This window comes from Streptomyces sp. NPDC006450, from assembly GCF_040612195.1.
In the GTDB taxonomy this organism is placed as follows: domain Bacteria; phylum Actinomycetota; class Actinomycetes; order Streptomycetales; family Streptomycetaceae; genus Streptomyces.
In genome coordinates this window covers 1-23,894 of record NZ_JBEXPT010000102.1, presented here as the reverse complement: position 1 = coordinate 23,894, position 23,894 = coordinate 1, and the positions used below count along the sequence as shown (strand labels likewise).

Sequence of the window (23,894 nt, the reverse complement as noted above, 5' to 3'; positions counted from 1 at the left end):
GGACCCGCCGCCGGATCGGCCGCGCCGTCGGCGCCGGGCCCGTCATCCGCTGCCGCGAGTGCCCACGGCCCGGCGCAGGTGCCGCTGGGGATCTCCCGGCTGGCGCAGGGCCAGGGGCGCGACATCGCCATCACCATCGACGACGGGCCGGACCCGCGTTGGACTCCCCAGGTCCTCCAGGTGCTGCGGGAGAACCACGTCAAGGCCACCTTCTGCATGATCGGGACCCGCGCGCGGCAGTACCCGGACCTGGTGCGCTCCGTCGCCGCCGACGGGCACCGTCTCTGTGACCACTCGGTCGATCACGACGTGACCATGGACCACAAGCCCGTCGCCTACCAGCGGCAGCAGATCCTCGACGGCAAGGCCATGATCGAGCAGGCCGTGCCGGGGGTCGCCGTCGGCTACTACCGCGCTCCGGGCGGCGCCTTCACCCCCGACAGCCGTGCGATAGCCGCCGCGAGCGGGATGCGGCCGCTGGGCTGGAGCGTGGACCCCAAGGACTGGAGCAGGCCGGGTCTGCCGGCGATCGTCGCCACCGTGGAGGGAAACCTGCCGGCGCAGCCGACGGTCCTCTTCCACGACGGGGGCGGCGACCGCAGCGAGACGGTCGCGGCGCTCAAGGAGTACCTGCCGTGGCTCACGGCGCGCGGCTACACCTTCTCCTTTCCGAAGCTCACCACCCCGTAGTCCCGAGGCCGCCCGCTCGGCGAGCGCGGCGCGCTGCCGGGAAACGCCGTCCGGTTCCCTCTCCGGGGCGTGACATGCGTCACGGTCGGCATGTCGTCCGGGCGGCTCCCTCGGTGATCCACCGGCTCTGGACATGTCAGCGTATGTACCTGTTTGGCGTTGACATGCCGCACTCCGCCGGAAACGGAATCCAAGGCTCCTGTTTCCCCGTCTCCAACAGGGCTGACGGGGACGGGTTCTGGCGGCGGCCCAGGCGCGTGCCGAAGCGCCCGCTTCCGGCGGATGCACGATCTTGCGGCCCTTTCAAGGCGCGTCCCGAACGCCCTGCGCGGCCGAGCGGCGGCGGCTTGCCAGGCGGTCGGCGGGCTTCTAAGAATGGCGATTCCCCCGGCGCCTTCGCGGTCCGGCGCCGGGAGCTTCGCGATCACCGAGTGAGGTCCCGCATGAAGAAGCACCGTAAGAAGACGCACCACGGGAAGATAGCCGTCGCCGTCGGGGCACTGGCGCTCGTGGCCGTACCCACCACGGCCATGGCCTGCCTCGACCCCCAGGGGGCCGGTCCCATGCGGTCCGTCGCGGCCGAGCACGACAGCCCTCCCCGGTACGCCGACTCCCACGGCGACCCGTATGGCGACCCCTACGGCGATCCCTACGCCGACCCGTACGGCGACCTGGGCGCGCAGCAGCCCGCGGAGGTCCCGGTTCAGGACGCCGCCTCCGTCGAGACCGTCGAGCAGCCCGTCGTCCAGCCGCCCGCCGAGCCCGTGGCCGAGACTGCGCCTCCCGCACAGACCGGGTCGCAGCAGCCGGAGGAAACGCCCGCCGAGCCGGCCGGGACCCCCGCGCCTTCGGGCTCCGCGGCGCCCTCCGGTGAACTGGCCGAGGTCCTCGCGCTCGTCAACAAGGAGCGCTCCACGGTCGGGTGCGCCGCACTGACCGTGAACGAGAAGCTCACGAAGGCCGCGCAGGCCCACAGTGAGGACATGGCCGCCCACTCCAACATGTCCCACACCGGCTCCGACGGATCCGACCCGGGCCAGCGGCTCACCCGCGCCGGGTACGAGTGGCGTACGTACGCCGAGAACGTCGCGTACGGCTACCCCACCGCCGCCAAGGTCATGGAGGGCTGGATGAACAGCCCGGGGCACAAGCGGAACATCCTCGACTGCAACGTCAAGGAGATCGGCATCGGCCTCGCGCAGCCCGGCCAGTACTGGACGCAGGACTTCGGCGCCACCCGCTGATCCGCCTGCTCCCGCACCCTCCGCCCGGGATGACGGCCGCCGGCCGTCAGTGCCGGGCGGAGGCGGCCAGTGGCGCCGTGTCGAGCCCGGCGCCGTGGCGCAGTCCGGCCAGGAACTCCTCGAACGCCTCGGTGGAGGTGTGCGCGGGGGTCCAGCCCAGTTCCTCGCGCGCCCGCCCGGCGTCGAGCAGGGGCAGCCGCAGCACCGCGTCCAGGAGCCCCGGCGCGGCGGGGACGAGGTGGAGTCGCCATGCGGTGGAGAGAGCGGCGCGGGCCGTTGCGGCCGGCAGCGGGATCGTACGGGCGTGCAGCATGCGGGCGATGGATCCGCTGTCGAGGACCGGATCGGCGACCAGGTTGAACGGCCCGCGGACCGGTCGCACGACAGCGGCCCGGTAGGCCTCGGCGGCATCGTCGGTGTGCAGTGCCTGGAAGCGCAGCCCGCGGATCGCGGGCACGGCGGGCACCAGCCCGGGCCGCACCAGCCACCACGGCAGCAGAGGGCCGGCGAAGATCCGCCGCTGCTCGGAGGCGGACGCCCGCTTGAACAGGAAGCACGGTCGCATCCGCACCACCCGCATCCGCGGGTTCGCCTGCTGGAAGCCGTCCAGGTACCGCTCCAGGTACGCCTTCTCCCGGGTGTACGCGGCCGCGGGCCAGCCGTGCGTGGGCCAGGACTCGTCCACCGGACGACCGTCTGCAGGACCGGGGGAGTAGGCACCGACCGACGAGGCGTGCACCAGCGCGTGCACACCGCTCCGGGCGCAGGCCTCGAAGACGCGCACCGAGCCGAGGACGTTCGTCTGCCAGGTCTCCACGGGATCGTGGGTGGGCTGGAACTTCCACGCCAGGTGCACCACGGCGTCGGCGCCGCGGAAGAGCCGGTCCAGGTCGCTGCCCCCGGGGGCGACGTCCACCGCCTCCCAGTGCACCCCGTCCTCCCGGCGGGCGGGCCGGCGGCGGGCCGCACCGGTCAGTTCGGACACGCTCGGATCGCCGGCCAGCGCGTGGATCACGCTGGTGCCCGCGTTGCCGGTCGCTCCTGTCACGACGACCTTCATCATGCGTACCCCGCCTTCAGCCTCTTCCCGGCCCTGGGGCGGGGGGCAGCCGCGTGCCGGGGTGCACTGCGGAGGGCGCGGCCCACGGCTGCCAGCCGCAGCACCTCCAGGGTGTCGGCCTGGCGTTCGGCACGTGCCAGCAGCCGGCCGATGGCCTGCACGTCCAGCAGGGGGTCCGAACGGGCCAGTGTGTGCAGGGTCCGCCAGAGTTCCTTCTTGCCCTCGACACCGAGCCTGACCGCCTCCAGTTCGAGGACGTCGCTCAGGGGTGAGCGTGAGAGCAGCCTGGCGTTGGGTTTCAGCCGCCCCGCCTGTGCCACGGCCATGCCCAGGAGCATGCGGAGGTCGTTCGCGGGAACGTCGAGAGCCATCATGATCTCGCGCAGGCTGTCGCGGTCCTCGGCGACTTCCCCGGCGAGGGTGGCCAGGCGCCGCCCGGCATCGGTGTCGCGGTGCGCGCGTGCCGTCCGCTTGAGGAGGGCGATCGCGGCCCCTGCTCCGGTGAGGTGGTCATTGAGGTAGATGCCCAGCAGGCGGTGGGCGTCCGGGGCGGTGCGTTTCACGGGGACGCCTCCGATCGGGGGTGTTCCATGGCTCTGCTCCTTCCTCGGCCGGTCCGTCGGTACATTCCGGCGTCTTCCCCGCTCAGGAGCCCGGCACACGATGCGGTGCGGCGTACCGTCCGTGCCGTCTCTCGCGGTGTCCACGGTGTGAGCCGCGCCCGTGTGGGCAGGCGCCGGGCGGGTCCGGTGGATCCGCCACCGAGCCGGCACGAGACGAGGAGGGGCCATGCCCCGTGGTTCCAGCCCCAAGCGGGAACGGCAGTACGAGCACATCAAGGAGAGTGCCGAGCAGCGCGGCGAGAGCACGGAGCGGGCGAAGGAGATCGCCGCCCGCACCGTCAACAAGGAACGCGCGCGTTCCGGCGAGTCGAAGACCGCGAGCCGGTCCTCCACGCACGACATGCCCAGCGCGAAGCGGGGCGGCCAGCGGTCCCACAGCGGCTCGCAGGGCCCCACGAAGGAGCAGCTGTACAACGAGGCGAAGCAGCGGAACATCGAGGGCCGCTCCACGATGGACAAGGCCGAACTCAAGCGAGCCCTCGGCCACTGAACAGGCCAGATGCCGCCCCGCGGCTCCCGGTCCGGCGGCTTCGCTCCGCTCGCTCGTGCGGTGGTCCGCGGTACCGACGGCCCCGCGTTCATGCAGAAGAACCTCGACGTCCAGCGCAACGCCCACGCCCAGACCGCCGTCGCGTCCTACGCCGTCCGTGCCCTCCCCGGCGCGCCGGTCGCGGCGCCACCGGCCTGGGCCGATCTCGAGGACCCCGATATCATCGCCCGCCGCTGGACCCTCACCACCATCGACCCCGTCCTCGAGCACGACCCCTGGCGGGCGTCCCCGCGTCCCCGCTCCCTCACCAGAGCCCGGCGCCTCCTCGGAGCACTCACTCCTTGACCGGGGGAGGAGCCCCGGCAGCGGACTCACCCGTGAGGACGGCCGGTCCGTGCCCCGCGTGGGCTCCGCGAGCCCGGAAGGACGGAATGAAGCGAAGCGGATCGGGCAGGCGCCGCGTAGCCGGCAGGCACTCGACCCGGCGGCAGGAAGGAGACTTCCCCTGAGCACGGAGAGCAACCGCTCGTGGAGTGGGCGCAGGCCGAACCGATGCCCGCCTCCGCGCCTTGTGAGGAGACCGCCGCCATGACGAGCAACCGCGCCGCCCTCTTCGACATCGACGGCACGCTCGCGGACACCAACCACCTCCACGTCGTCTCCTGGTGGGAGGCGCTGCGCCAGCACGGGCACCGGGTGCCCATGCACGACATCCACCGGGCCATCGGCCTTCCGGGCGAAGACTTCCTCGCCCACCTCCTCGACGACGATCGCGACGGAGGCGACGACGAACTGCTGAGCGCCGCCCACGACACCCTGTATGCCACGTACTTCGACCGGCTACCCGCCCTGGACTCGGCGGCCGACCTCCTGCGGACCCTTGCGGCGGCGGGCTGGAACGTCGTGCTGGTGACCTCCGCGAAGGACAGGGAACTGGACGCCCTGCGCCGGGCCGTCGACGCCGACGACGCCCTCACCGACACCGTGACCTCCGAGGACGTGGAGCAGGGCAAGCCCGCCCCGGATCCCCTGCTCCACGCCCTCGACCTGGCGGGGGCGCCGCCCGAGCGCGCGGTCTTCGTCGGCGACACCGTGTGGGACATGAAAGCCGCGGTACGCGCCGGGGTGATCGGGATCGGGCTGCTGTGCGGCGGCATCCCCCGCGCCGACCTGGAGGAAGCGGGAGCGGCCGCCGCCTACCGGGACCCGGCCCACCTGCTCGCCGACCTGGCCGACAGCCCGTTCTCTACGGTGGCATCCGAATGACTCCCGGCCGAACGGAACCGGGCGCCCCACGGGTGCCGGAGCCGTCTGGAGGAACAGATCATGACCGCGATCAACGGTGAACGCCTGCTCGTGCTCGTGCGGCACGCCAAGTCCGTCCCCAAGGACACGGCAGCCCCCGACTTCGACCGCCCGCTGGCCGACCGCGGCCGGGCCGAGGCTCCGAGGGCGGGGCAGTGGCTGGCCGGGTCCGGATGCCGGCTCGACTTCGCGCTGTGCTCGTCGGCGTGCAGGACCCGCCAGACCTGGCAGCTGATGGTGCCCGGGCTGGGCGAACCGCCCCCCGTCGTCTATGAGGACCGCCTGTACAACGCCTCCTCGGACGACCTGATGGCCGTACTGGCCGAGACGGACGAGTCCGTCACCGGCCTGGTGATGGTGGGTCACAATCCCGGCATCCACGAACTGGCCGTCGCCCTGTGCGGGAAGGGCGGCAGCGGCGGGTCGGACGAGGAGGAGCTCCTGCACCGCATCCGCGAGGGATTCCCGACCTCGGCCGTCGTCGTCGTGGCCCTGCCGGGCGCCTGGCGGGAGCTAGCGCCCGGCAGAGGCCGGCCGAAGGCCTTCTGGACCCCGCACGGCTGAAGACCGGCTCCGGCACACGTACGCGTCAGCTGCCCGCCATCGGTCGACACGCGGAGGTCGTGACCCACCGTCAGGCTGACCCGCCCACGCAGTCCTTCTTCTTGTGGCCGGCCTCATGACCCGTCCACAGCACTACGTCGCAGATCCGCAGGGCCGAAACCGTCTCCGGCACGCCGACGCCGTCGCGCAGCGCGAGCAGCTGTTCATGCAGGGCGTTGCCGTCGGCGGCCAGAGCGCCGCGCAGCGACAACCAGAAGGACTCCGGTCGACCGACCGCACAGCGCACCACCTGGTCGTAGACCGGCAGAAGACGTGGACGCTTGCGCGCCAGGAGCTTGCTGGTCTTCACCGGACCCATGCCCTTCTCCCCTTGGACGAGGTGCCAGGCCCGGTCGGCTGGAGAGCCGGGCCTCAACAGGGCAGGTTCGGCGTTCGCCATGTCGATATCGGTAGGTATCTGGCTGAGGAGGAGGGAAAGCTCCCTGGCGAGGCGGCCCTCCAGCAAGGCGAGTGCTGCCCGGGGCGGCACCTGAACCGAAAGCATCTGAACGGCCACCAGATCTGCCGCAGTGACGACGTCGGCGATGTCTGCCCGGTCGCCCCCACCGTCCAGGTGCTCGAATCGGGAACCGGTATAGGCAGGCGCGACGCCTGCGCGTTCGACGTCGAAGTAGCGCCTCAGGTCGGCCGCCGCCTCTGCGGTGGACAGCAGCGCGCGCAACCGCTCGGTGAAGCCAGCCGATGCCATGTCGTCTCTCCAGCCCCTATCGCTCTACGGACGCCGGGCCTGGTACAGCCGGTACGAGGCGGCGTTGTCCGGCTTGGGGGCGTCGATCGCTGTGACAGTCTGCAGGATGAGGCCGTGCTCGACCAGGAGGTCCTCCCAGAGTTGGGGGGTGAGGACCCACATGTGGACGGGGTGGGTCCGGGTGGTGCCGGGGAGTCTCAGGTCCTCCGGGCGTGGGGCGAGAGCCGTCGAGGGTCCGGCGCCGGTGGAGTTGGTGTGCAGCGCGGAGAAGAGGAGGCGCCCACCAGGCCTGATGGCGCCGACCAGCGCGGGGAGGAGCCGGTGGGGGTCCAGGTAGGGCAGACCGTTGACGGAGTAGATCAGCTCGTAGGGGGCCGCGTCCCGCAGGTGGGAGACGGCGTCGGCGCAGACGAAGCGGAGCCCGGGCGTGCCCGGGTAACGGGTGACGGCGCGCTCGTGCTGGGTGGAGGAGGCATCGACGGCGGTGACGTCGGCGCCCAGGGCGGCCAGGCGTGCGGCATGGCGGCCCAGTCCGCTGCCGAGGTCGAGGACACGAAGCCCCTCCACGTTCCCGAGGCTCTCGATGCCGGGCCCGATGTCAGCGATGCCCCAGTCCCACCGCTCGATCTCCGGCAGGTCCGGGCACACGGCCAGCTGGTGCGCCCCGTACGCGGTCCAGATCTCGGCGGTCTGCTTCTCGAAGTCCATCAACATGTCCTCCAACGGGGCGGGGTGGATCAGGGGCGCAGCGCGTAGCAGCGGAGCACGTCAAGGTCATGGGTGCGGACGACGGACCAGCCCGCGGTGAGGATCTCGGCATCGGCCGGGCTGATCCCGAGGCCATGGAGCGGATCGGCGTCCTGCCGGCGGCCGGCGATCTCGGCGACCACCCAGAAGACCCCGCCGGGTACCAGGAGGCGACGGACGCGGTTCACGAAGGCCCCCTTGTCGTCGAGCCACCGGTAGACCAGTCGGCAGGTGATGACCGCGTACGCGGGCTCCGGCAAGGCGGTCAGGTCGCCGGACCCGATGTCGGTGCACGTCCGCAGCGGTCCGGGATCGCCGGCGCAGTCCCCGGCGGCGGCCAGGGCGAGGGCGCTGGGGGAGCAGTCGATCCCGGTGGCGCGGTAACCCAGTTGATGATGGAGGTGACGGGTCAGGGCGCCGTCGCCGCAGCCGATGTCGAGGGCCGGCCTTCCGCGGCCGGGTCCGAGGTGCTCGTCCAGCAGTCGTGTCTCGAGGTCGTCGAGCCGGCGGTACCGGTGGCCTCGGGCCCAGAGGGGATCCCAGTAGGCGGCGGCGGTCGAGGTCGTCGTCATGAAGCTCCTTCGCGGGCGGAGGGCAGTGGTGTGCGCGAGGGCGGGGAGAGATGGGGTGGGGGTGGGGGGTGGGGGTGGGATCGAGGCGGTCAGCGGTCCTGGGACAGCGCGAGGAGTTCGGCGAAGGTTCCGCCGCCGTGGGCGAGATCGTCATAGCGGCCCTGCTCGGAAATGCGGCCGTCTTCCAGCACGATGATGTGGTCCGCGACCCTCGTGTTCTCCAGACGGTGGGTGACCATGATGGTGATCCGGTCGGCGGCGATGGCCTTGATCCGCTCGAAGACCCGGTGCTCACCGCGCGGGTCCATCTGAGAGGTCGGCTCGTCCAGGATCAGCAGCTCGGGCTTGCGGTACAGGGCCCGGGCGCACGCTTCGCGTTGCCACTGCCCGCCGGAGAACTCGACGCCTCCCCAGATGTCGCGGGCTTGGAGGCTGTCCAGACCGTGGGGGAGGTCCTCGACGGCTTCGCGCAGGCCGACCGCGTCGACGGCCTCCCACACGGGTCCGTCGTCGTGGGTACGGGGCTGGCCGAGGGTGATGTTCTCGCGCACACGCAGCGGCCACTTGGCGAAGTCCTGCGGCACCAGGCCGGTGAGGCGCCAGACCGTGCCCGGGTCGGTGTCGGCGAGGTCGCTTCCGTTCCAGGTGACCTTGCCCTTGTCGCAGAGGTAGATCCCGGTGATCAGCCGCGTCAGGGTCGACTTCCCGGAGCCGTTCGCGCCGACGATCGCGAGGATCTGGCCGCGCTGCAGGGTCAGGGAGACGCCGTTCACCGCGGGTTTTTCCTTGCCCGGGTACTGGTAGACGACCTCGTCGAGCCGGATCTGCTCGACCGGGGCGGCGATCTCGCGCGGTCCGCGCCGCGGAGCACGGGCGGCGGCCTCGTCGAGGAAGGACTGCATGTCGGTGAGATACAGGCTGGTGTGGAAGACGGCGGCGCCGTTGACGATGACCTGGGACAGGGCGGCGAGCGCGGTCTGGACGGCGATGACGGCCGTGGCGGCGATGGCGGGTTCGATCCGGCCGGTCACGGCCAGCCAGGCGAGTGCGCCCCAGGTCGCGAGGAGGAAGACGCCGCCCGCCAGCGCGGAGAGCAGGGAGATCCGCAGCGTACGCGGCGCGGCGGCCAGGTTCCGCCGGTCACACCGGTCGGACAGCGCCCGGTACCAGTAGACGAGGTAGTCGGTCATCGAGTTGGCCCGGACCTCGTCAGCGTACTGGGAGGCCGTGGCCCACCAGCGCATCATCCCCCTCACGTTGCGGTCGCTGATGTTGGCGTAGTGGATCTCGTAGTCGACGCGGGCGGTCAGGACGGCGCCGATACCGGTCGGCAGCACGGCGAGGAGCAGCAGGGGCAGCATCATCACGTTCAGCAGGGACAGGACGCTGCCGGCGGTGACCAGGCGGATCAGCGAGGACATGAAGCGCTGGGCGTCGGCGACCATCACGTGGGTGCGGACCACCCCCATCTCGGCTGCCTCCTGCCGGTCGGAGAAGCCGTCCCCGGCGTAGGCCGAGGCCTCGACGCGGCAGACCGCCTCGATCAGGGTGCTGTCGGTCTCCGAGGTCAGCAGAGGCGTGATCCGCCGCTCGGCGTACGTGGCCACGGCCCCCGCGGCGCGGTTCATCGCGGCGGCGAGCGCGACCACGAGCAGGGCGGGCAGGGCTCCTTGCAGGCGGTCGGCCGCGCTTCCCGCGCCGAGTACGGGCCCCATCGCGCGGGCGGTGGCGGCGAGGAGCACCGCGGCGGATGCGCCCGTGACGACCTGGCACCCGACCAGGAGCCGCACGGCCCGCCGGTCGCTCCGCCACGACAGGCGGCCGATCCGGGCCAGGACGGAGGGGAGCGTGGCGCACATCTTCCGGAAGGAGACCTCGGCGAGCGGATTGACCGAGAACTGCCCGCTGTACGTGATCTCCGCCGGCGGTGGAAGCGGAGGGGGAGTCGCGGGAGGAGGCGCAGCGCCGCTCGGTGTGCCGTGCACTTCGGATGCGTTCATCGGGGTCCCCTGGATCGCCGTTCGGACGCTGTCATGAGGTCAACGACGGCCCCGGGTTTTCGAACACACGTCTTTCGGTCGGCCGTGAAATCCCGGAATGGAGCGCGTGGGGGACCGTGCGGGCTACACCGACCCGTCTCCCGCAACGGCACTGCCCCAAAAGGGGGTTGGCCGAATCGCCGAGGTTCGCGAGCGTCGCGCGGATGCGGATGCGGATGCGGATGCGGGTGCGGTTGCGGTTGCGTGTATCGGGCCGGTCCCCCCTCCCCCGTGCCGTGGGGGGAGGGGGAAGAGGGGACGGGGAGGGAGGACGGGAAGGTCAGCGGCCGGTCGTGGCGAAGAGGCGGCGCCAGGTCTCCGGGCCCGGGTAGCCGTCCGCCTCCGCGCCGCGCCAGCCCTGCGCCCGCTGGAAGGCCTCCACGTTGCGCCGGTCGCTCTCGGACCAACGCGGGCCGGGGCCTTGGGAGTAGTGCCGCCCGTAGCCGCGCTCGGTGAGGCGGCGGCCCAGCCGGGTCACGTGGTCGTTGGCCTGACCGGGGCGGAAGTACTGCGCGCCGGGGAAGGTGGAGTCGGTCGTGGATCCCTCGCCCCCCGAGGGGATGTTCCGCCCCTTGCCGCCGGTGAGCAGGGCCCAGGTGGCCGCACCCGGGATTCCGTCGGCCTCGGCGCCGCGCCACCCCTGCGCCTGCTGGAAGGCCTTCGTGGCAGCCCGGTCAGCGGAGCCCCACACGGGCCCCGGGCCCGAGGCGTAGAAGCGGCCCCCGCCGCGCGCCACGAGCATCTCGCCGAGCCGGGTGACGTGGGCGTTGTTCGCCCCGGGGCCGAAGGCACGTGCCCCGGGGAACGCGCCGGGGTCCTCCGCGCCGCCGCCTTCGCGCAGGCCGGTGTAGCGGTAGGCCACGTAGCGCGAGGAGTTGTTCCAGTACGCGTACGGGTTGGTGCGCTTCAGAGTGTGCGGGCGGGTCTGCTCGTAGGCGGTGTAGCGGGTCAGGGACGCATCGGTCCAGCCGCCGAAGAGCACCACATGGGATCCCGCGCCCGGGTCCGCCGGGTTGTGGAACAGCAGCATGTCGCCGGGCCGCAGCTCGGACTTGGATATGCGCGTCCCGTACTGGTCCAGACTGCCGGTCCACTGGTTGGATCCGAGGCCCCAGGCCATCGACACGAAGCCGGAACAGTCCGTCCGGTAGCCGTTGCGGTAGGCGTTCATGCTGTACGGGACCTGCGCGTCGACCCACTGCTGGGCCCGGCGCATGATGTCCGCCCGGGTGGTGGCGGAGGCCCGGGGCGCGCTCAGGCGCTTCGGCGAGTCCCGCACCAGCGGGCCGGCCGGCCCCTGCGGTGTGGACTGCGTGCCGTCGGGGAAAGGGGTGCGCCCCGTCTCGACGGCATGGGCGGCTGCGGCCATTCCCGGTGTGACGGCCAGGCCGCACGCTCCGGCGACGGTGGCCACGGCCAGTGCCCGGACCCGCCTGCGCGGCGTGTGCCGGGCAGCGGTGGAGCGGCGCTCGGAACGGCACCCCGGGCAGGGGCAGTCCGCCGCCGGTCGTATCTCGGTGAAGGCGATCAGGGGCATGAGTGGCAAATCCCTCCGTACAGGGGCACGAGTACCCAAACCGATCATGCTCCATCGGGGGCCGGGAGCGGCTCAAGTCCTTCGACCGGTGTCCGGCATGTCGGACGGTCCCGGAAGTGGCCGCCGCGTCCCCGGGCAAGCGCGGGCTTCGACATTCGGGCGATGCCGCGGGCCGGGCGGGCCGGGCATGATCCTTGGGCGAAGCCCCTTCCCGACGACGAAAGTACGCATCATGCCGACCACCATCACCGTCCGCGCAGTGCGCGATGCGGACTTCCCGCAGTGGCGCGCCCTGTACCGCGGTTACGCGGAGTTCTACCGCGTCGAGCAGACCGAGCAGGCCGCCGAACGTGTGTGGGCGTGGGTGAACGACTCCGCCCACGAGGTGAGCGCCCTCGTCGCCGAGGACGGGGACGGCCGGCTGGTCGGCCTGGCGCACTACCGCCCGTTCGCCCGTCCCCTGTCGGCGACCACCGGCGGATACCTGGACGACCTGTTCGTCGACCCCGCCCACCGCGGCTCCGGCGCCGCCGATCAGCTGCTCGCGGCCTTGGGCGAGATCGCTGCCGAGCGCGGCTGGAGTGTGGTCCGCTGGATCACGGCCGACGACAACCACCGCGCCCGGGCCAAGTACGACCAAGTGGCCACTCGGACGATGTGGGTCACCTACGACATGGCTCCGCCCAGCTGATCGCAGCGATGCGCTCCGGGTCCGGACAGCCGGGGGCCCGGCCGCGGAGCGCTCGTGCGGGCGCCCGCGGCCGGGCCGGGTCGGTCGGTCAGTCGGTCGGCCGGTCGATCTGGGCCGGGGCCGTCAGCTTCCGGTCGACAGGTTGCCCGACAGGACCGGGATGTCGTCCAGGATGTGGGAGAGCGGCTCGTCTCCCTTGGCCTGGGTGGAGTTCTCGGCGCACTGCTGGTTCTGCGGGTTGGCGAGGACGTTGATGTCCTGGACCCCCACGTTCGCGATGATCGCGAGGAGCGACTGCGCGTTGACCTTGACCGGCAGACCGATGCACGGCTTGTTGAGCGTGCCCTGGACCGCGGAGAGCTGGGGGCTCATCGCGCCGTGGGTCTTCTGGTTGCCGTACGCCTGCACGGCGCCGTTGCCGTTGACGGTGTTGATCCCGTTGTCGTTGCCGATGGCCATGGCCGGAGCGGCCATGGCGCCGCCGGCGCCGATCGCGGCAGCAGTGGTGACGGCGGTGACCATCATCTTCTTCAGCATTGCCTGGAAATCCTTCGTTGGAGCGGGTCGGTACCCGTCGGGTGGTTCGCCCTGGCAACGCGTGCGACCGGCACATGTGGCGGTAAGTCACCCGTTTGCAGCATGGGCCCGTTCGACGGACGGGCCGGACCGGCCGGACGCGTCAGCGCACGGGGGTGAAGTCCCGCGAGGCGACGAATCCGGGGCGGCGCACCGGGGCGGCGAAGGGCTTCGACGGGCGGTTCTCGACGCTGTTGAAGACGAGGAACACATTGCTGCGCGGGTAGGGCGTGATGTTGTCGCCCGAGCCGTGCATCGCATTGCAGTCGAACCACGTGGCTGAACCGGCCTTGCCCGTGAAGAGCTTGATGCCGCAGGCCGAGGCGAACTTGCTCAGTGCCTCGTCCGACGGGGTGCCCGCATCCTGCATCCGCAGGGACTTCTTGTAGTTGTCCTTCGGCGTCGCGCCGGCACAGCCCAGGAAGCTCCGGTGGGAGCCCGGCATGATCATCAGGCCGCCGTTGGTGGTGTGGTTCGGCGTCAGTGCGATGGACACCGACACGGTGCGCATGTGCGGCAGGCCGTCCTCGGCGTGCCAGGTCTCGAAGTCGGAGTGCCAGTAGAAGCCGGCGGCGCCGAAACCGGGCTTCACGTTGATCCGGGACTGGTGCACGTACACCTCGGAGCCCAGGATCTGCCGCGCGCGCCCCACGATGCGCGGATCGGCGGCGAGGGCCGCGAACGCCTCGCTGATCCGGTGCACTTCGAAGACGGAGCGCACTTCCCGGGACTTCGGCTCCACGACGGACCGCTCGTCGGCCAGCGTCGAGGGGTCACGGAGCAGCCGGTCCATCTCGGTCCGGTAGACGTCCGTCTCGTCGGGCGTGATGAGTTCCTCGACGGCGAGGAAGCCGTCGCGCTCGTAGCTCTCCAGCTCGTGGGCCCATATGGGGCCCGGCGTGCCGGGCTCGGACCAGACGACGGGGTCCGCGCGGCCGGTGAGCACCTCCTCGGAACCCCGGGTCGGATACAGGTCGTTCACCGTGCGGGTGGGTGCGGAGGTCATGGTGGTGCCTGCCTCTCCTCTTCCGTTCTGTTCTGCTCTGTTCTGTGCGTGTGCGTACGTCAGCCGTGGTCGGCTTCGGGGTCGGGTTCGGTGAGCAGCGGGTACACGCCGTTCTCGTCGTGGTCCTCCCGGCCGGTCACGGGCGGGTTGAAGACGCACAGGCAGCGGAACTCGTGCTTCACGCGCAGGGTGTGCCGCTCGTGGCCGTCGAGGAGGTACATGGTTCCCGGGGTGATCGTGTGGGTCAGGCCCGTCTCCTCGTCCGTGAGCTCGGCCTCTCCCTCCGTGCAGACCACGGCCTCCACGTGGTTCGCGTACCACATGGACGTCTCGGTGCCGGCGTACAGGACGGTCTCGTGCAGGGAGAAGCCGACGCGTTCCCTGGCCAGGACGATGCGCTTGCTCTCCCAGGTGCCGGATGCCGCTTTGACGTGGCGGTCGGTTCCCTCGATGTCCCGGAACGAGCGGACGATCATGGTGGTGCCCTTCGTGGTGTGCGGCGGGGAGCTGGTCAGGCGGTTTCGCGGACGGAGCGGGCGAGGATGCCGAGGCCCTCGTCGAGCTCCTCGCCGGTGACGGTGAGGGGCGGCAGCAGCTTCACGACCTCGCCCTCGGGCCCCGAGGTCTCGACGAGGAGGCCGTGCTCGAAAGCCCTGCGGCACACCGCTGCCGCGCGCTCCTTGTCGGTGAACTCGACGCCCCAGACCAGCCCGCGGCCCCGGTAGGTCGCGCCCAGCCGGGCGTGATCGGCACAGAGCTCGCGCAGCGCGCTCTCGATGTGCCCGCCCTGGACGAGGGTCCGCTCGCGCAGGACCCCGTCGCCCCAGTAGGTCTCCAGGGCGGCCGTCGCGGTGACGAAGGCCGGATTGTTGCCGCGGAAGGTGCCGTTGTGCTCGCCCGGCTCCCACAGGTCCAACTCGGGCTTGAACAGGCACAGGGACATGGGGAGTCCGTATCCGCTGATGGACTTCGACAGCGTGACGATGTCGGGTGTGATGCCCGCCTCCTCGAAGGAGAAGAACTCGCCGGTCCGGCCGCAGCCCATCTGGATGTCGTCGACGATCAGCAGCATGTCGCGGCGCCGGCAGAGGTCCGCGAGGGCGCGGAGCCATTCCGCGCGCGCCACGTTGATCCCGCCTTCGCCCTGGATCGTCTCGACGATGACCGCCGCCGGGTGGTTGAGGCCGGAGCCCTGGTCCTCCAGCAGGCGCTCGAACCAGAGGAAGTCGGGGACCCTTCCTCCCAGGTAGTTGTCGAAGGGCATCGGGGTGCCGTGGACCAGGGGGATGCCGGCGCCGGCCCGTTTGAAGGCGTTGCCCGTGACGGCGAGGGAGCCGAGCGACATGCCGTGGAACGCGTTGGTGAAGGACACGACCGACTCACGGCCCTTGGCCTTCCGCGCCAGCTTGAGCGCCGCCTCGACGGCGTTGGTCCCGGTGGGACCCGGGAACATCACCTTGTAGTTCAGGGCGCGGGGTTCGAGGACGTGGGACCGGAAGGTCTCGAGGAAGGCCCTCTTGGCGGTCGTCGACATGTCGAGCCCGTGCGTGATGCCGTCCCGCTCCAGGTAGTCGAGCAGGGCCCGCTTCAGGGCGGGGTTGTTGTGGCCGTAGTTCAGGGAACCGGCGCCCGCGAAGAAGTCCAGGTAACCGGAACCGTGTTCGTCGTACAGCCGGCTTCCCGTGGCGCGCTCGAAGACGACGGGCCAGGCGCGGCAGTAGCTGCGCACCTCGGACTCCAGGGTCTCGAAGACGGACAGGACCGGCTCGGTCATGGTCAAGGCAACTCTCCAATGAGTGGGGGGTGTTCTGTACCGGGTGCTCGGAAAAAAAGGGGGGGTCAGAAGTGGAGTGGCCCGATGCGGTGCAGGACCTCCGGGGCGTACCCGCGGTCCGGGAACTCCTCCGGGGTGAACAGCACTTCGCGTGTGAGCGTGGCGCCGTGCCGTGCGGCGTAGGCCGCGAAAAGCCGCTCCGACGCGAGGTTTCCGGGAGAGACGGTGGCCTCCAGGGATCCCAGTCCGTGTTCTGCCGCCACGCGGGCCGAGAGGCCGTCGAGCAGGGCCCCGGCGACGCCCAGGCCGCGGACGGATTCATCGACGGCGATCTGCCAGACGAGCAGGGTTCCGGGGCTGTCGGGGCGCAGGTATCCGCTGACGAATCCGACGGCGCGGCCGGAGGAGTCGCGGGCCACCGCGGACGTGCCGGCGAAGTCACGGCACCAGAGGAGATAGCTGTAGGCCGAGTTGAGGTCCAGCGTCCTGGAGTCGCGTGCGAGGCGCCACAGCAGGCGGCCGTCACCTGGGCGGGGGCGGTCGATGCGCACCGTCGAGGTGGTCGCGGTGGACGGAGTGGACGGCGGGGTCTTCCGGTAATGGGCCAGTTCTGCATGAGCAGTCATGCGGGCCGAAGCTACCGAGGCTTGGCGCAGATTGCACGGGCCTGAGGGGTTACGGGGTGGGCATGGTCCGTGGTATATGGGAACCCCCGCCGAGGGGCCCGAAAATGCCGGTAATGCGTCCGGTAGTCCATGAAAAATACGGATATTCGCACCCCACCCTCGATTTCATAACGAGCGGATAACGTATTCGGTCCGTCTCATGCTTTCCCCTTGAAGGTGAGGTGCTCGCCGGCCGGTCGGCAGGCGGCTCCGAGGGGATCAGACCTTGTGCCACCGGGCCAACGCCCACGAGAACAGCCCGAACAGCACCAGCCCGACGGAGACGGCGACCAGGAGCCACGGCCCCGCCGACGTGCGGGTGAACGACCTCAGGGTGTCGTCGAGCCCCTTCGCCTGCGCAGGGTCGTAGCGCAGCGCCGCGTACACGACGAAACCGCCGACCGCCGCGAAGACGGATCCCCGTGCCGTGCCACCGGACACCCCGAGGAAGTCGACAGCCTTCCGCCACGGTGTCGTGACCCCCACCATGGCGAGATCCTTGCGGAAGGTGCGCCGCGCCGCCTGTACCGCGATGACCACCCCCGCGATGCCGATGCCGAGCCCGGCCGCGCCCACCAGCCACTGGCCGGCGGGCAGGCCGAGCGCCTTGGCCGTCACATCGCGTGACTGTTCGTCCCCGGAGCGTCCGCCGCCCGCCGAGAACGCGAACACGGAGTAGGCCACCACCGCGTAGAAGAGGCACCTGCTCGTCGAGGCCAGTCGCTGCAAGGGTTCGTCGCCCTTCGGTCCGGCCGCCCCGAACACCACCTCCGAAAGGCACCAGAGCGCCATGCACACGAACCCGAGGCCCACGGCCCAGATGAGGACCACGCCGAAGGGCGTTCCCCCGAGCTCCTGAAGGGCGCCCTGGCGGTCGGCCTCCTTGCCGCCGTCGCCGAAGGCGATGCGTACAGCCAGTATTCCGACCAGCACGTACAGCACTCCGCGCGCGGCCAGCCCACAGCGCGCCGTGACCTTGCGGAAACGTCTCTCCCCGGATGCCTGCTCCTCGACCCGCGGCATGCGCACCCCTTCCGTGTCCTCGCAGGCCCCGCGCCCGAGGCGCGGGAAGGCCCGTCAGGACGTCTCGAGGGGCGGCTACCCGTCCCAGGGGTTCCGATGCCTGGGGACCGGGTAGGAGCACGGCCGCTTCATTGTTCCTGCGGTGGTTTGCCCTCGGCGGCGGAGACCTCGACGAACTCCACCTGGCCCTTTGCGGTGAGCCGGAGGATCGGGACGGCCTTGTTGCGCGGGTTGCCGTTGTTCTGGAAGGAGATGAATCCGCTGGCCCCGGCCACCTGCTGGGTGCCGTCCATCTGGTGGAACATCCGGGCCACGGCGTCGCCCGCGACCTGGCCCTGCCAGCGGGCGGCCATCTGGATGCCGTGGGCCGCGGCGAGGACCGCGTCGTGGCCCATCAGGGCCCCGCCGTCCTCGCGGGGGTCGTGCGGGAACCACTCGTCCAGCAGCCCGCCCGGCTGGAAGTTCTTCGCGGAGGGCGCGGACACCGCCTGCGGCGCCGCGCGGTACATGTCGGGGTGCGCGAGGCCCGTGTAAAGCATCTCGATGCCCGTTTCGGCGGCGCGGGCGAGCTGCTCGGGGCTCAGGTTGGACGTGTCGTCCCCGGTGAAGACCGTGAACCGCTGGTCGGTGCAGCTGCGGTTGGCGAGCGCGTCGAGGAATCGGGTGAGGTGCAGGCCGCGGCCCGCGAAGTAGACCAGTTGGGGTCGCTGCTGGCACAACTGACCCGGCATGTAGCGCAGTTCGTTCTGCCAGGCGCTGCTGACCGAGGAGTCGTACGTCATGCGCTCGGCGACGAGTTTGTGTGCGCCGTCCTGGAACGCCTTGGTGAAGGCGGTGCCGAGGGTGGAGGCGTAGAGGTCTCCCTCCGCCACGTCCTGGATGACGACGCCGGTGGTGACACCGCGCCGTTTGAGGTAGCCGGCGCCCGCGTACGCCTCGTCCTCGTTGGTGGGGGCGATCCGGACGAAGCCGTTGATGCCCTGGATGTTCGAGGCGGTCAGGGTGGCGCCGACCATGGCGATCCCGTGCTCGGAGAAGCGCTTGATGGCCGCGAGGTTCTCGTCGGTGCTGGGGCCGAGGCCGGCCACCGCGACGAGCCGGTCCGGGGAGTCCTTGCGGGCGATCAGGTCGTCGACGGTGTGCTTCCACTGCGTGGACCTGCTGCCCGGGTTGGCTATCAGCAGCCGGATCTTGGGCGTGGCGGCCAAGTCGCCCTGGTTGTGCCGGTACTGGGCCAGGTAGGCGCCCTGGAGTTCGTGGCGGACGCCCTCGGCGGAGTTGCTGTCCTCGGCGGTGGTGGTGAACGAGGTGAAGTAGGCGACGCTGACATACGGCTCCTTGTCCGCGTTGGCGAGGACCCGGCGGTTCTCCTCCTCGATCTTCGCGCTGACGGCGTCGAGATGTGGCGCGAAGGCGTAGGAGCCGTCGCTCACGCCGACGCACTCGTCGTCCGGTCCCCGTTCGACGACCCCGTCGGCGCACCTGGCCTGACGCTCCTGGAGCCAGCCCACGCCCAGCCAGAGCGCCGCCACCAGAGTGATGGCGGCTGCGACGGCCAGCGCGACGCGGCGTACGACGTGCAGGGGCCACTCGAGTCTGGGCACGCGCTCAGCCCTCCCATCCCGCGGTCAGGGGATCGCGCCAATTCCGGTACCGCTCGGCCTCGTTGAACAGGGCCACGATGTCGTTCCTCCGCAGTTGGGACAGCTGGGTGTAGCCGTCGGCGATCAGGTTCCCCAGCCGCATGGCGGGGTCGGACAGCGGATCGCTCCACACCCAGCGGGTGGTCACCAGGGTGTGGATCACGGACTCGGTGTCCATCACCCGGCCGGGCCGGCGCGGAACGAGCCCGGAGAGGAGCTCCAGCGGTCCGCTGCCGACGGGGAGCCGGTTCGGCGCGGCGGTGATCGTGTCGAACTCGGAGATCCACTGCGCGGCCGGTACGGCGGTGAAGCGCCGCGTCAGGTGGGCCGTGACCTCCTCGGTCCGCCCGCGGGCGAGCTCGTGGTACATCTCCTGCACCGGCTTGCCCTCGCCGCGGTAGTACTCCGCGAGGAGTTCGTGCGCGGCGTCCCACGCCTCGGGGCGGGCGGCCAGCCGCCACAGGAGAAGCCGGCGCAGCCACGGGTGGAGTACGGGGACCACGGCGACGGGTCCGGTCAGCAGCCAGCGCGCCCGGATGTCGCCGAACAGGGACTCGTCGGGGCTGAGCAGCCGCGTGGCCACGGAGAAGTCCCGGGCGGCGGCGCATTCGGCCAGGGCCGCACGCTGGGCCCCGTCGAAATCGCGCAGGAGATGGCCGAGGGCGGTGTCGGCCAGCGTGGCGGAGTCCTCCCCGGTGCGCAGGGGCCGGTCGGGCAGGGTGCGCAGCCAACGGTCCTGCTGCGGACCCGAGTCGGGGAGCGATCCGGCCTGGCGCAACACGTCCAGCACCTGGTGGACGGCGCGCGGCAGCCCTCCGGTGAGCCGGTGCACGAAGGGGGTGAGGCGGGTCAGCGGAGCCAGGTCGCTGTTCCCGCCGAGCTGCAGCTCTATCCGGATCCGCACCTCGTCCAGATTGAGGTCGCGCAGGCGCAGCGGGTACCACCAGCTGTCCTCGCTGTCGCGGGTGGGCCGGTGGGCGTGCCAGTCGGCCAGCGAGGCCCGGTCGGGGCCGCGCAACTGCCAGGGCCAGGAGTCCCCGGTGGCCGGACCCCAGCGCGGCAGCCAGCGGTTGGAGCTGGCCACGACGGTCAGCGGATCGCTGGCGTGTCCGGCCACGACGGTCTGGTCGTGCCGGGAACGCACTAACAGGTCGAGGAAGTGGCGGCCGTACTCGGTGTGGGAGTTGTCCAGGAGCAGCAGGTAGGAGCGGGGCATGAAGTTGCGCGCGGTGTTGCGCCGGAGGTCCTCCAGGAAGGCCGAGAAGAGGACGAGGTCGAGCCGCTCCTGTTCGTTCTCGTCGCCCTCGTGGCGCCACAGGTTGAGCTCCACGAGGGCTTCCATGGGGTCCGCGCTGCGGGTCATGGGGTGGCGTCCGTACCAGTGGGCCCCGGCCGTGAGCCGGCTGCCCAGCCTGCCGCCGAGCAGCCCGGGCACGCTACGGCGGCCGCGCCGCAGGGCGTCCTGGAAGAGGGCGAGCGCGGCGCTCGAGGCGCCCTCGGGCATGCCGACCGCGCCCATCCCCACCTCGAAGAAGGCCGCCAGGTAGTCGCCGTGCCGGGCCTCGTTCTCCTCCTGGAACCGGTCGAGCTGGCGCTGGACCGCGCGCCGGCCCTCCGCGAGGCTGCGCATGCGCAGTTCCTGGTCCGAGGCGAGCAGGCCGAGGCTGAGCAGCGGGAAGTGGGAGCGGCCGTACCGGGGCAGCTTGCGTTCGAGCTGGCGGGCCAGGAGCCCGAGGGCGTAGCGCGGCAGCAGGGACTGGGCCCCGCCGAAGTTGACGAAGGCGAAGGGGTAGTCCGGCCCGAAGCGCTCCATGAGCGCGCTGTGCGCCTCGCTGGCTCCACTGCCGGCCGGGCCGAGGAGCATGGTCAGGGGCCGCTCGGCCGCAGGGTCCTCCCTGAGGCAGGAGTCGACCAGCGACAGGATGCCGCTGCGGCCGCGCAGGCCCATGCCCGTACCCGGCTCCATGACGTGTGATCCCCCCCAGGACAGCGCTTCGAGGACTAGAGCCTGCCATCCGGAGCCGGAGTCAGACAGGGGTTTCCGCTCCTTGATTCGATTCCGGTCGGCGGAACCGGGCATCCGGGCCGGCCGTGTGCCGCGAACGCCCGTGGCATAGTCGCAGCAGGGCGGCGCACCGGCCGTCCGCGAAGACGGGGGCAGGCAGTGGACACAAGGGCGTTCGAGGAGATCAGCACCGAGGGGGAGTTGCGCGAGCTGCTCGGCGAACCGACCGCCGTGGCCCTCGGCAAGGAGCGGCAGTCCCTCCACGACCACCACAAGCAGTGGCTCGCCCGGTCCCCGCTCTGCCTGATCTCCACCTCCGCCGCCGACGGCAGCTGCGACGTCTCGCCCAAGGGCGACCCGCCCGGTTTCGCCAGGGTCCTCGACGACACCACCCTCGTGATCCCCGACCGTCCCGGGAACCGCCGGGCGGACGGCTACCACAACGTCCTCACCAACCCCCACGTCGGTCTGCTCTTCCTGATCCCGGGCCGCGGCGACTCCCTGCGCGTCAACGGCCGGGCCCGGCTGCTCCGCGACGCGCCCTTCTTCGACGACCTGACCGTCAAGGGGCACCGCCCCACGCTCGCCCTCCTCGTGGAGGTCGAACAGGTCTACTTCCACTGCTCCCGGGCCTTCGTACGCTCCGCCCTGTGGAAGCCGGAGACCTGGAACCCGCAGGCGGCCCCGTCCAGGGCCAGGATCTCGAAGAGCCTGGAGCGCACGGAGGAGTCCCTGGAATCGCTGGAGCGCTATTACGGGCCCTCGTACGACGAGAAGAACATGTACATCTGAGGGGGAAGGGCCGTCTGGCAGGGCTGGGGGCGCGGGCGGGGCCCGTGGCCGCCGCTCAGAACGTGCAGTTCGCGGCCGTCGGGGTGCCGGCGCGCCGGGCGTCCATCCAGGCGATCGCATCGTCGAGCGGGCCGTCGCTGATGGTGTGGCCCTGGTCGGCGTAGTACGTGAACTCCAGGCTCACGCCCTTGTCGCACAGTTCCCGGGCGAGCGTCTGGTTGAGGTTGCTCAGCACGTCGTTCCCGCCCTGCGGCAACAGCACGGGGACCTTGACGGCGACTTCGCCGGTGGCGCCGGCCTTGAGCGGTGCCGCCCTGCGCATGGTGCCGGGGAGGCGGCTCTGTAAGTGCGTCAAGGGCGGTCTCCTTTGCGTACGCGGCTGCCGTTCGGGGCCGCCGCAGGGAGGCTCTCGGAACGCTAGTCGAGTTCACTTTTGACGTCTACGCCTCCCGCAGTTCGGCCAGGTCGAGGGCGTGATCGCGGGCGCACGCGCGACCCGGCCCGCCCCGGGGAGGGGGCGGGCCGGGTCGCCGTGCGGGTCGGGAAGGTCAGGAGGCGAAGCAGAGGGACTGGCCGGCGCCGAAGCCGTAGCAGTCGATCCGGCGTGAAACGGTGCCGGTCAGGCCGGAGTTGTCGGTCACGGTCAGCTCTGCGGTGTAGCTGCGCTGCCCGGCCGGGTAGCGGTGGGCGAGGGTGACTCCGGTGCCCGTGGCGGAGTCGCCGAACTTCCACTTGTACGAGGCGATCGAGCCGTCGGAGTCCTTGGAGGCCGAGGCGTCGAAGGAGCAGTCCTGGTACCAGCAGGACACCGAGAACGCCGCGGTCGGCGGGGTGCCCGACGGGGGCGTGGTCCCGGCCGTCACGGGCTTGGTGACGGCGGCGCTGCGCCCGGAGTCGTCGGTGACGGTCAGCTTGACCGAGTAGGTGCCGGCGGTGGCGTACGTGTGGGACGGCTTGACGCCCTCACCCTTCGCGCCGTCGCCGAACTCCCAGGCGTACGAGGCGATCGAGCCGTCCGGGTCCTTGGACGCCGAGGCGTCGAAGGCGCAGGAGGCGGCCGAGGTCGAGCACTGGGCGGCGAAGTCCGCGACGGGCTCACCCGGCTGGGTGGGAGCGCCGAGCTTCGTCACGTTCAGGAACCTGTTGGGGGATCCCGAGCCGGCCCCGGTCACCACGCCCGACTGCGCGTTGTCCACCAGCGCGTCGCGCACCTGCTGCGCAGTCGCGTCGGGGTGCGCCGAGAGGTAGAGCGCCGCCGCTCCCGCGGTGTGCGGAGTGGCCATCGAGGTGCCGCTCATCGTCTGGGTGCCCCCGCCCATCCTGGTGGAGACGATGGAGCCGCCGGGAGCGAACAGGTCCAGGCAGGAACCGTAGTTGGAGAAACTGGAACGGGCGTCGTTGCTGTCCGTTGAACCGAGGGTGATCGCCGCGGGCAGGCGGGCCGGGCTGGTGGTGCACGCGTCCTTGCTGTCGTTGCCCGCCGCGACGGCCACGGGTACGCCCGCGTTGATCACCCCGGCCACGGCGTCGTCGAGCGCCCGGTCGGCGCTGCCGCCCAGGGACATGTTGACGACGGCCGGCTTCCTGGCGTTCTTGGCGATCCAGTCCATCCCGGCCGCGATCTGCTCCGTGGAACCCGAACCCTGGCAGTCGAGCACGCGCACCCCGACCAGTTTGACGTTCTTCGCGACGCCGTACGCGCCGCCGCCCACGGTCCCCGCGACGTGCGTGCCGTGGCCGTGGCAGTCGGCGGAGTCCGCGTCGTTGTCGATGAAGTCGTAGCCGGAGGAGGCGCGGGAGCCGAAGTCCGCGTGCTGCCGGTACAGGCCGGTGTCCGCGATGTACGCGGTCACCCCGCTGCCGTCGTTCGGGTAGGCGTAGGAGCCGTCCTTCGCTCCGTCGACGCGGTCGATGCCCCAGGACGGCGGGTTCGGCTGGGTCCCGGAGACCCGGAACACGGTGTCGGCCTGGACGTAGCGCACGCCCGGCGCGGCCGCGAGGCGCCGCGCCTGCGCCGGGGTCGCCTTCACGGAGAAGCCCTTGAGGGCGGCCGTGTACAGCTGACGGACCGCCCCTCCGTGGCGGTCCGTCAGCGTCTTC

25 protein-coding genes are annotated in these 23,894 nt (G+C 71.4%); 8 read left to right on the top strand and 17 right to left on the bottom strand.

Going from position 1 to position 23,894, the window contains the following annotated elements; genetic code table 11:
• Window positions 1-690, top strand: a 690-nt coding sequence (locus ABZY57_RS25130) for a polysaccharide deacetylase family protein (RefSeq protein ID WP_356515514.1), incomplete at its 5' end; no start/stop codon positions are given.
• 443 nt (window positions 691-1,133) lie between these two features.
• Entirely contained in the window at window positions 1,134-1,934 is an 801-nt protein-coding gene (locus ABZY57_RS25125; RefSeq protein ID WP_356515512.1) for a CAP domain-containing protein, read from the top strand.
• Window positions 1,935-1,980: 46 nt separating this feature from the next.
• Here ABZY57_RS25125 and ABZY57_RS25120 read toward each other — a convergent pair whose 3' ends face one another.
• Together ABZY57_RS25120 and ABZY57_RS25115 are read right to left on the bottom strand one after the other, a co-directional pair.
• Window positions 1,981-2,997: an NAD-dependent epimerase/dehydratase family protein gene (locus tag ABZY57_RS25120; RefSeq protein ID WP_356515510.1), complete on the bottom strand. Its 1,017-nt coding sequence runs from the start codon at window positions 2,995-2,997 to the stop codon at window positions 1,981-1,983.
• Entirely contained in the window at window positions 2,994-3,557 is a 564-nt protein-coding gene (locus tag ABZY57_RS25115) for a hypothetical protein (protein ID WP_356515508.1), read from the bottom strand. Before ABZY57_RS25115 ends, ABZY57_RS25120 begins: the two co-directional genes overlap by 4 nt.
• Window positions 3,558-3,783: 226 nt before the next feature.
• Here ABZY57_RS25115 and ABZY57_RS25110 point away from each other — a divergent pair, with 226 nt between their 5' ends.
• From ABZY57_RS25110 to ABZY57_RS25095, 4 genes are all read left to right on the top strand, one after another.
• A complete protein-coding gene (locus tag ABZY57_RS25110) occupies window positions 3,784-4,107 on the top strand; it encodes a plasmid stabilization protein (protein ID WP_356515506.1) in 324 nt (107 codons plus the stop codon).
• 60 nt (window positions 4,108-4,167) lie between these two features.
• The gene (locus tag ABZY57_RS25105; RefSeq protein WP_356515505.1) at window positions 4,168-4,452 is read left to right on the top strand and encodes a hypothetical protein; all 285 of its coding nucleotides are present in this window, start codon (window positions 4,168-4,170) and stop codon (window positions 4,450-4,452) included.
• 243 nt (window positions 4,453-4,695) lie between these two features.
• On the top strand, window positions 4,696-5,373 hold the full coding sequence (locus ABZY57_RS25100) for an HAD family hydrolase (RefSeq protein WP_356515503.1): 678 nt from the start codon (window positions 4,696-4,698) through the stop codon (window positions 5,371-5,373).
• A 60-nt stretch (window positions 5,374-5,433) separates the two neighbouring features.
• Window positions 5,434-5,976, top strand: coding sequence for a histidine phosphatase family protein (locus ABZY57_RS25095; RefSeq protein ID WP_356515501.1), 543 nt, complete (start codon window positions 5,434-5,436; stop codon window positions 5,974-5,976).
• Window positions 5,977-6,046: 70 nt separating this feature from the next.
• On the opposite strand, the gene ABZY57_RS25090 is transcribed toward ABZY57_RS25095, so the two are convergent.
• The 5 genes from ABZY57_RS25090 to ABZY57_RS25070 form a co-directional block, all read right to left on the bottom strand.
• On the bottom strand, window positions 6,047-6,724 hold the full coding sequence (locus ABZY57_RS25090; protein ID WP_356515499.1) for a DUF6308 family protein: 678 nt from the start codon (window positions 6,722-6,724) through the stop codon (window positions 6,047-6,049).
• Window positions 6,725-6,748: 24 nt separating this feature from the next.
• Entirely contained in the window at window positions 6,749-7,432 is a 684-nt protein-coding gene (locus ABZY57_RS25085) for a class I SAM-dependent methyltransferase (RefSeq protein WP_356515497.1), read from the bottom strand.
• Window positions 7,433-7,461: 29 nt separating this feature from the next.
• A complete protein-coding gene (locus ABZY57_RS25080; protein ID WP_356515495.1) occupies window positions 7,462-8,043 on the bottom strand; it encodes a class I SAM-dependent methyltransferase in 582 nt (193 codons plus the stop codon).
• Between the two features lie 89 nt (window positions 8,044-8,132).
• Window positions 8,133-10,043, bottom strand: a complete 1,911-nt coding sequence (locus tag ABZY57_RS25075; protein ID WP_356515493.1) for an ABC transporter ATP-binding protein — start codon at window positions 10,041-10,043, stop codon at window positions 8,133-8,135.
• Window positions 10,044-10,362: 319 nt separating this feature from the next.
• Window positions 10,363-11,619: a peptidoglycan-binding protein gene (locus ABZY57_RS25070; RefSeq protein ID WP_356515491.1), complete on the bottom strand. Its 1,257-nt coding sequence runs from the start codon at window positions 11,617-11,619 to the stop codon at window positions 10,363-10,365.
• A gap of 232 nt (window positions 11,620-11,851) precedes the next feature.
• Here ABZY57_RS25070 and ABZY57_RS25065 point away from each other — a divergent pair, with 232 nt between their 5' ends.
• Window positions 11,852-12,310, top strand: a complete 459-nt coding sequence (locus ABZY57_RS25065; RefSeq protein WP_356515489.1) for a GNAT family N-acetyltransferase — start codon at window positions 11,852-11,854, stop codon at window positions 12,308-12,310.
• Window positions 12,311-12,433: 123 nt separating this feature from the next.
• Here the strand turns inward: ABZY57_RS25065 and ABZY57_RS25060 are convergent, their stop codons facing one another.
• The 8 genes from ABZY57_RS25060 to ABZY57_RS25025 all read right to left on the bottom strand — a co-directional run bounded on the left by ABZY57_RS25060 (window position 12,434) and on the right by ABZY57_RS25025 (window position 20,963).
• Window positions 12,434-12,847: a rodlin gene (locus ABZY57_RS25060; RefSeq protein WP_356515487.1), complete on the bottom strand. Its 414-nt coding sequence runs from the start codon at window positions 12,845-12,847 to the stop codon at window positions 12,434-12,436.
• Between the two features lie 142 nt (window positions 12,848-12,989).
• Window positions 12,990-13,892, bottom strand: coding sequence for an ectoine hydroxylase (gene thpD / locus ABZY57_RS25055; protein WP_356515485.1), 903 nt, complete (start codon window positions 13,890-13,892; stop codon window positions 12,990-12,992).
• 59 nt (window positions 13,893-13,951) lie between these two features.
• Entirely contained in the window at window positions 13,952-14,368 is a 417-nt protein-coding gene (locus tag ABZY57_RS25050) for an ectoine synthase (protein WP_356515483.1), read from the bottom strand.
• Window positions 14,369-14,403: 35 nt separating this feature from the next.
• Window positions 14,404-15,672: a diaminobutyrate--2-oxoglutarate transaminase gene (gene ectB / locus ABZY57_RS25045; RefSeq protein ID WP_356515481.1), complete on the bottom strand. Its 1,269-nt coding sequence runs from the start codon at window positions 15,670-15,672 to the stop codon at window positions 14,404-14,406.
• Window positions 15,673-15,731: 59 nt separating this feature from the next.
• Window positions 15,732-16,292, bottom strand: coding sequence for a diaminobutyrate acetyltransferase (gene ectA / locus ABZY57_RS25040; RefSeq protein ID WP_356515479.1), 561 nt, complete (start codon window positions 16,290-16,292; stop codon window positions 15,732-15,734).
• 258 nt (window positions 16,293-16,550) lie between these two features.
• On the bottom strand, window positions 16,551-17,354 hold the full coding sequence (locus ABZY57_RS25035) for a DUF1206 domain-containing protein (RefSeq protein WP_356515477.1): 804 nt from the start codon (window positions 17,352-17,354) through the stop codon (window positions 16,551-16,553).
• Window positions 17,355-17,482: 128 nt separating this feature from the next.
• Window positions 17,483-18,958, bottom strand: a complete 1,476-nt coding sequence (locus ABZY57_RS25030) for a branched-chain amino acid ABC transporter substrate-binding protein (protein WP_356515476.1) — start codon at window positions 18,956-18,958, stop codon at window positions 17,483-17,485.
• A 4-nt stretch (window positions 18,959-18,962) separates the two neighbouring features.
• Window positions 18,963-20,963 carry a hypothetical protein gene (locus ABZY57_RS25025; RefSeq protein ID WP_356515474.1) on the bottom strand — a complete coding sequence of 667 codons (2,001 nt, stop codon included), beginning with the start codon at window positions 20,961-20,963 and terminating at the stop codon, window positions 18,963-18,965.
• 198 nt (window positions 20,964-21,161) lie between these two features.
• Here ABZY57_RS25025 and ABZY57_RS25020 point away from each other — a divergent pair, with 198 nt between their 5' ends.
• Window positions 21,162-21,794, top strand: a complete 633-nt coding sequence (locus ABZY57_RS25020; RefSeq protein WP_356515472.1) for a pyridoxamine 5'-phosphate oxidase family protein — start codon at window positions 21,162-21,164, stop codon at window positions 21,792-21,794.
• A 55-nt stretch (window positions 21,795-21,849) separates the two neighbouring features.
• Here ABZY57_RS25020 and ABZY57_RS25015 read toward each other — a convergent pair whose 3' ends face one another.
• Window positions 21,850-22,149: a hypothetical protein gene (locus ABZY57_RS25015; RefSeq protein ID WP_356515470.1), complete on the bottom strand. Its 300-nt coding sequence runs from the start codon at window positions 22,147-22,149 to the stop codon at window positions 21,850-21,852.
• Window positions 22,150-22,342: 193 nt separating this feature from the next.
• The coding region (locus ABZY57_RS25010) for a S8 family serine peptidase (protein WP_356515468.1) at window positions 22,343-23,894 on the bottom strand (1,552 nt) is incomplete at its 5' end.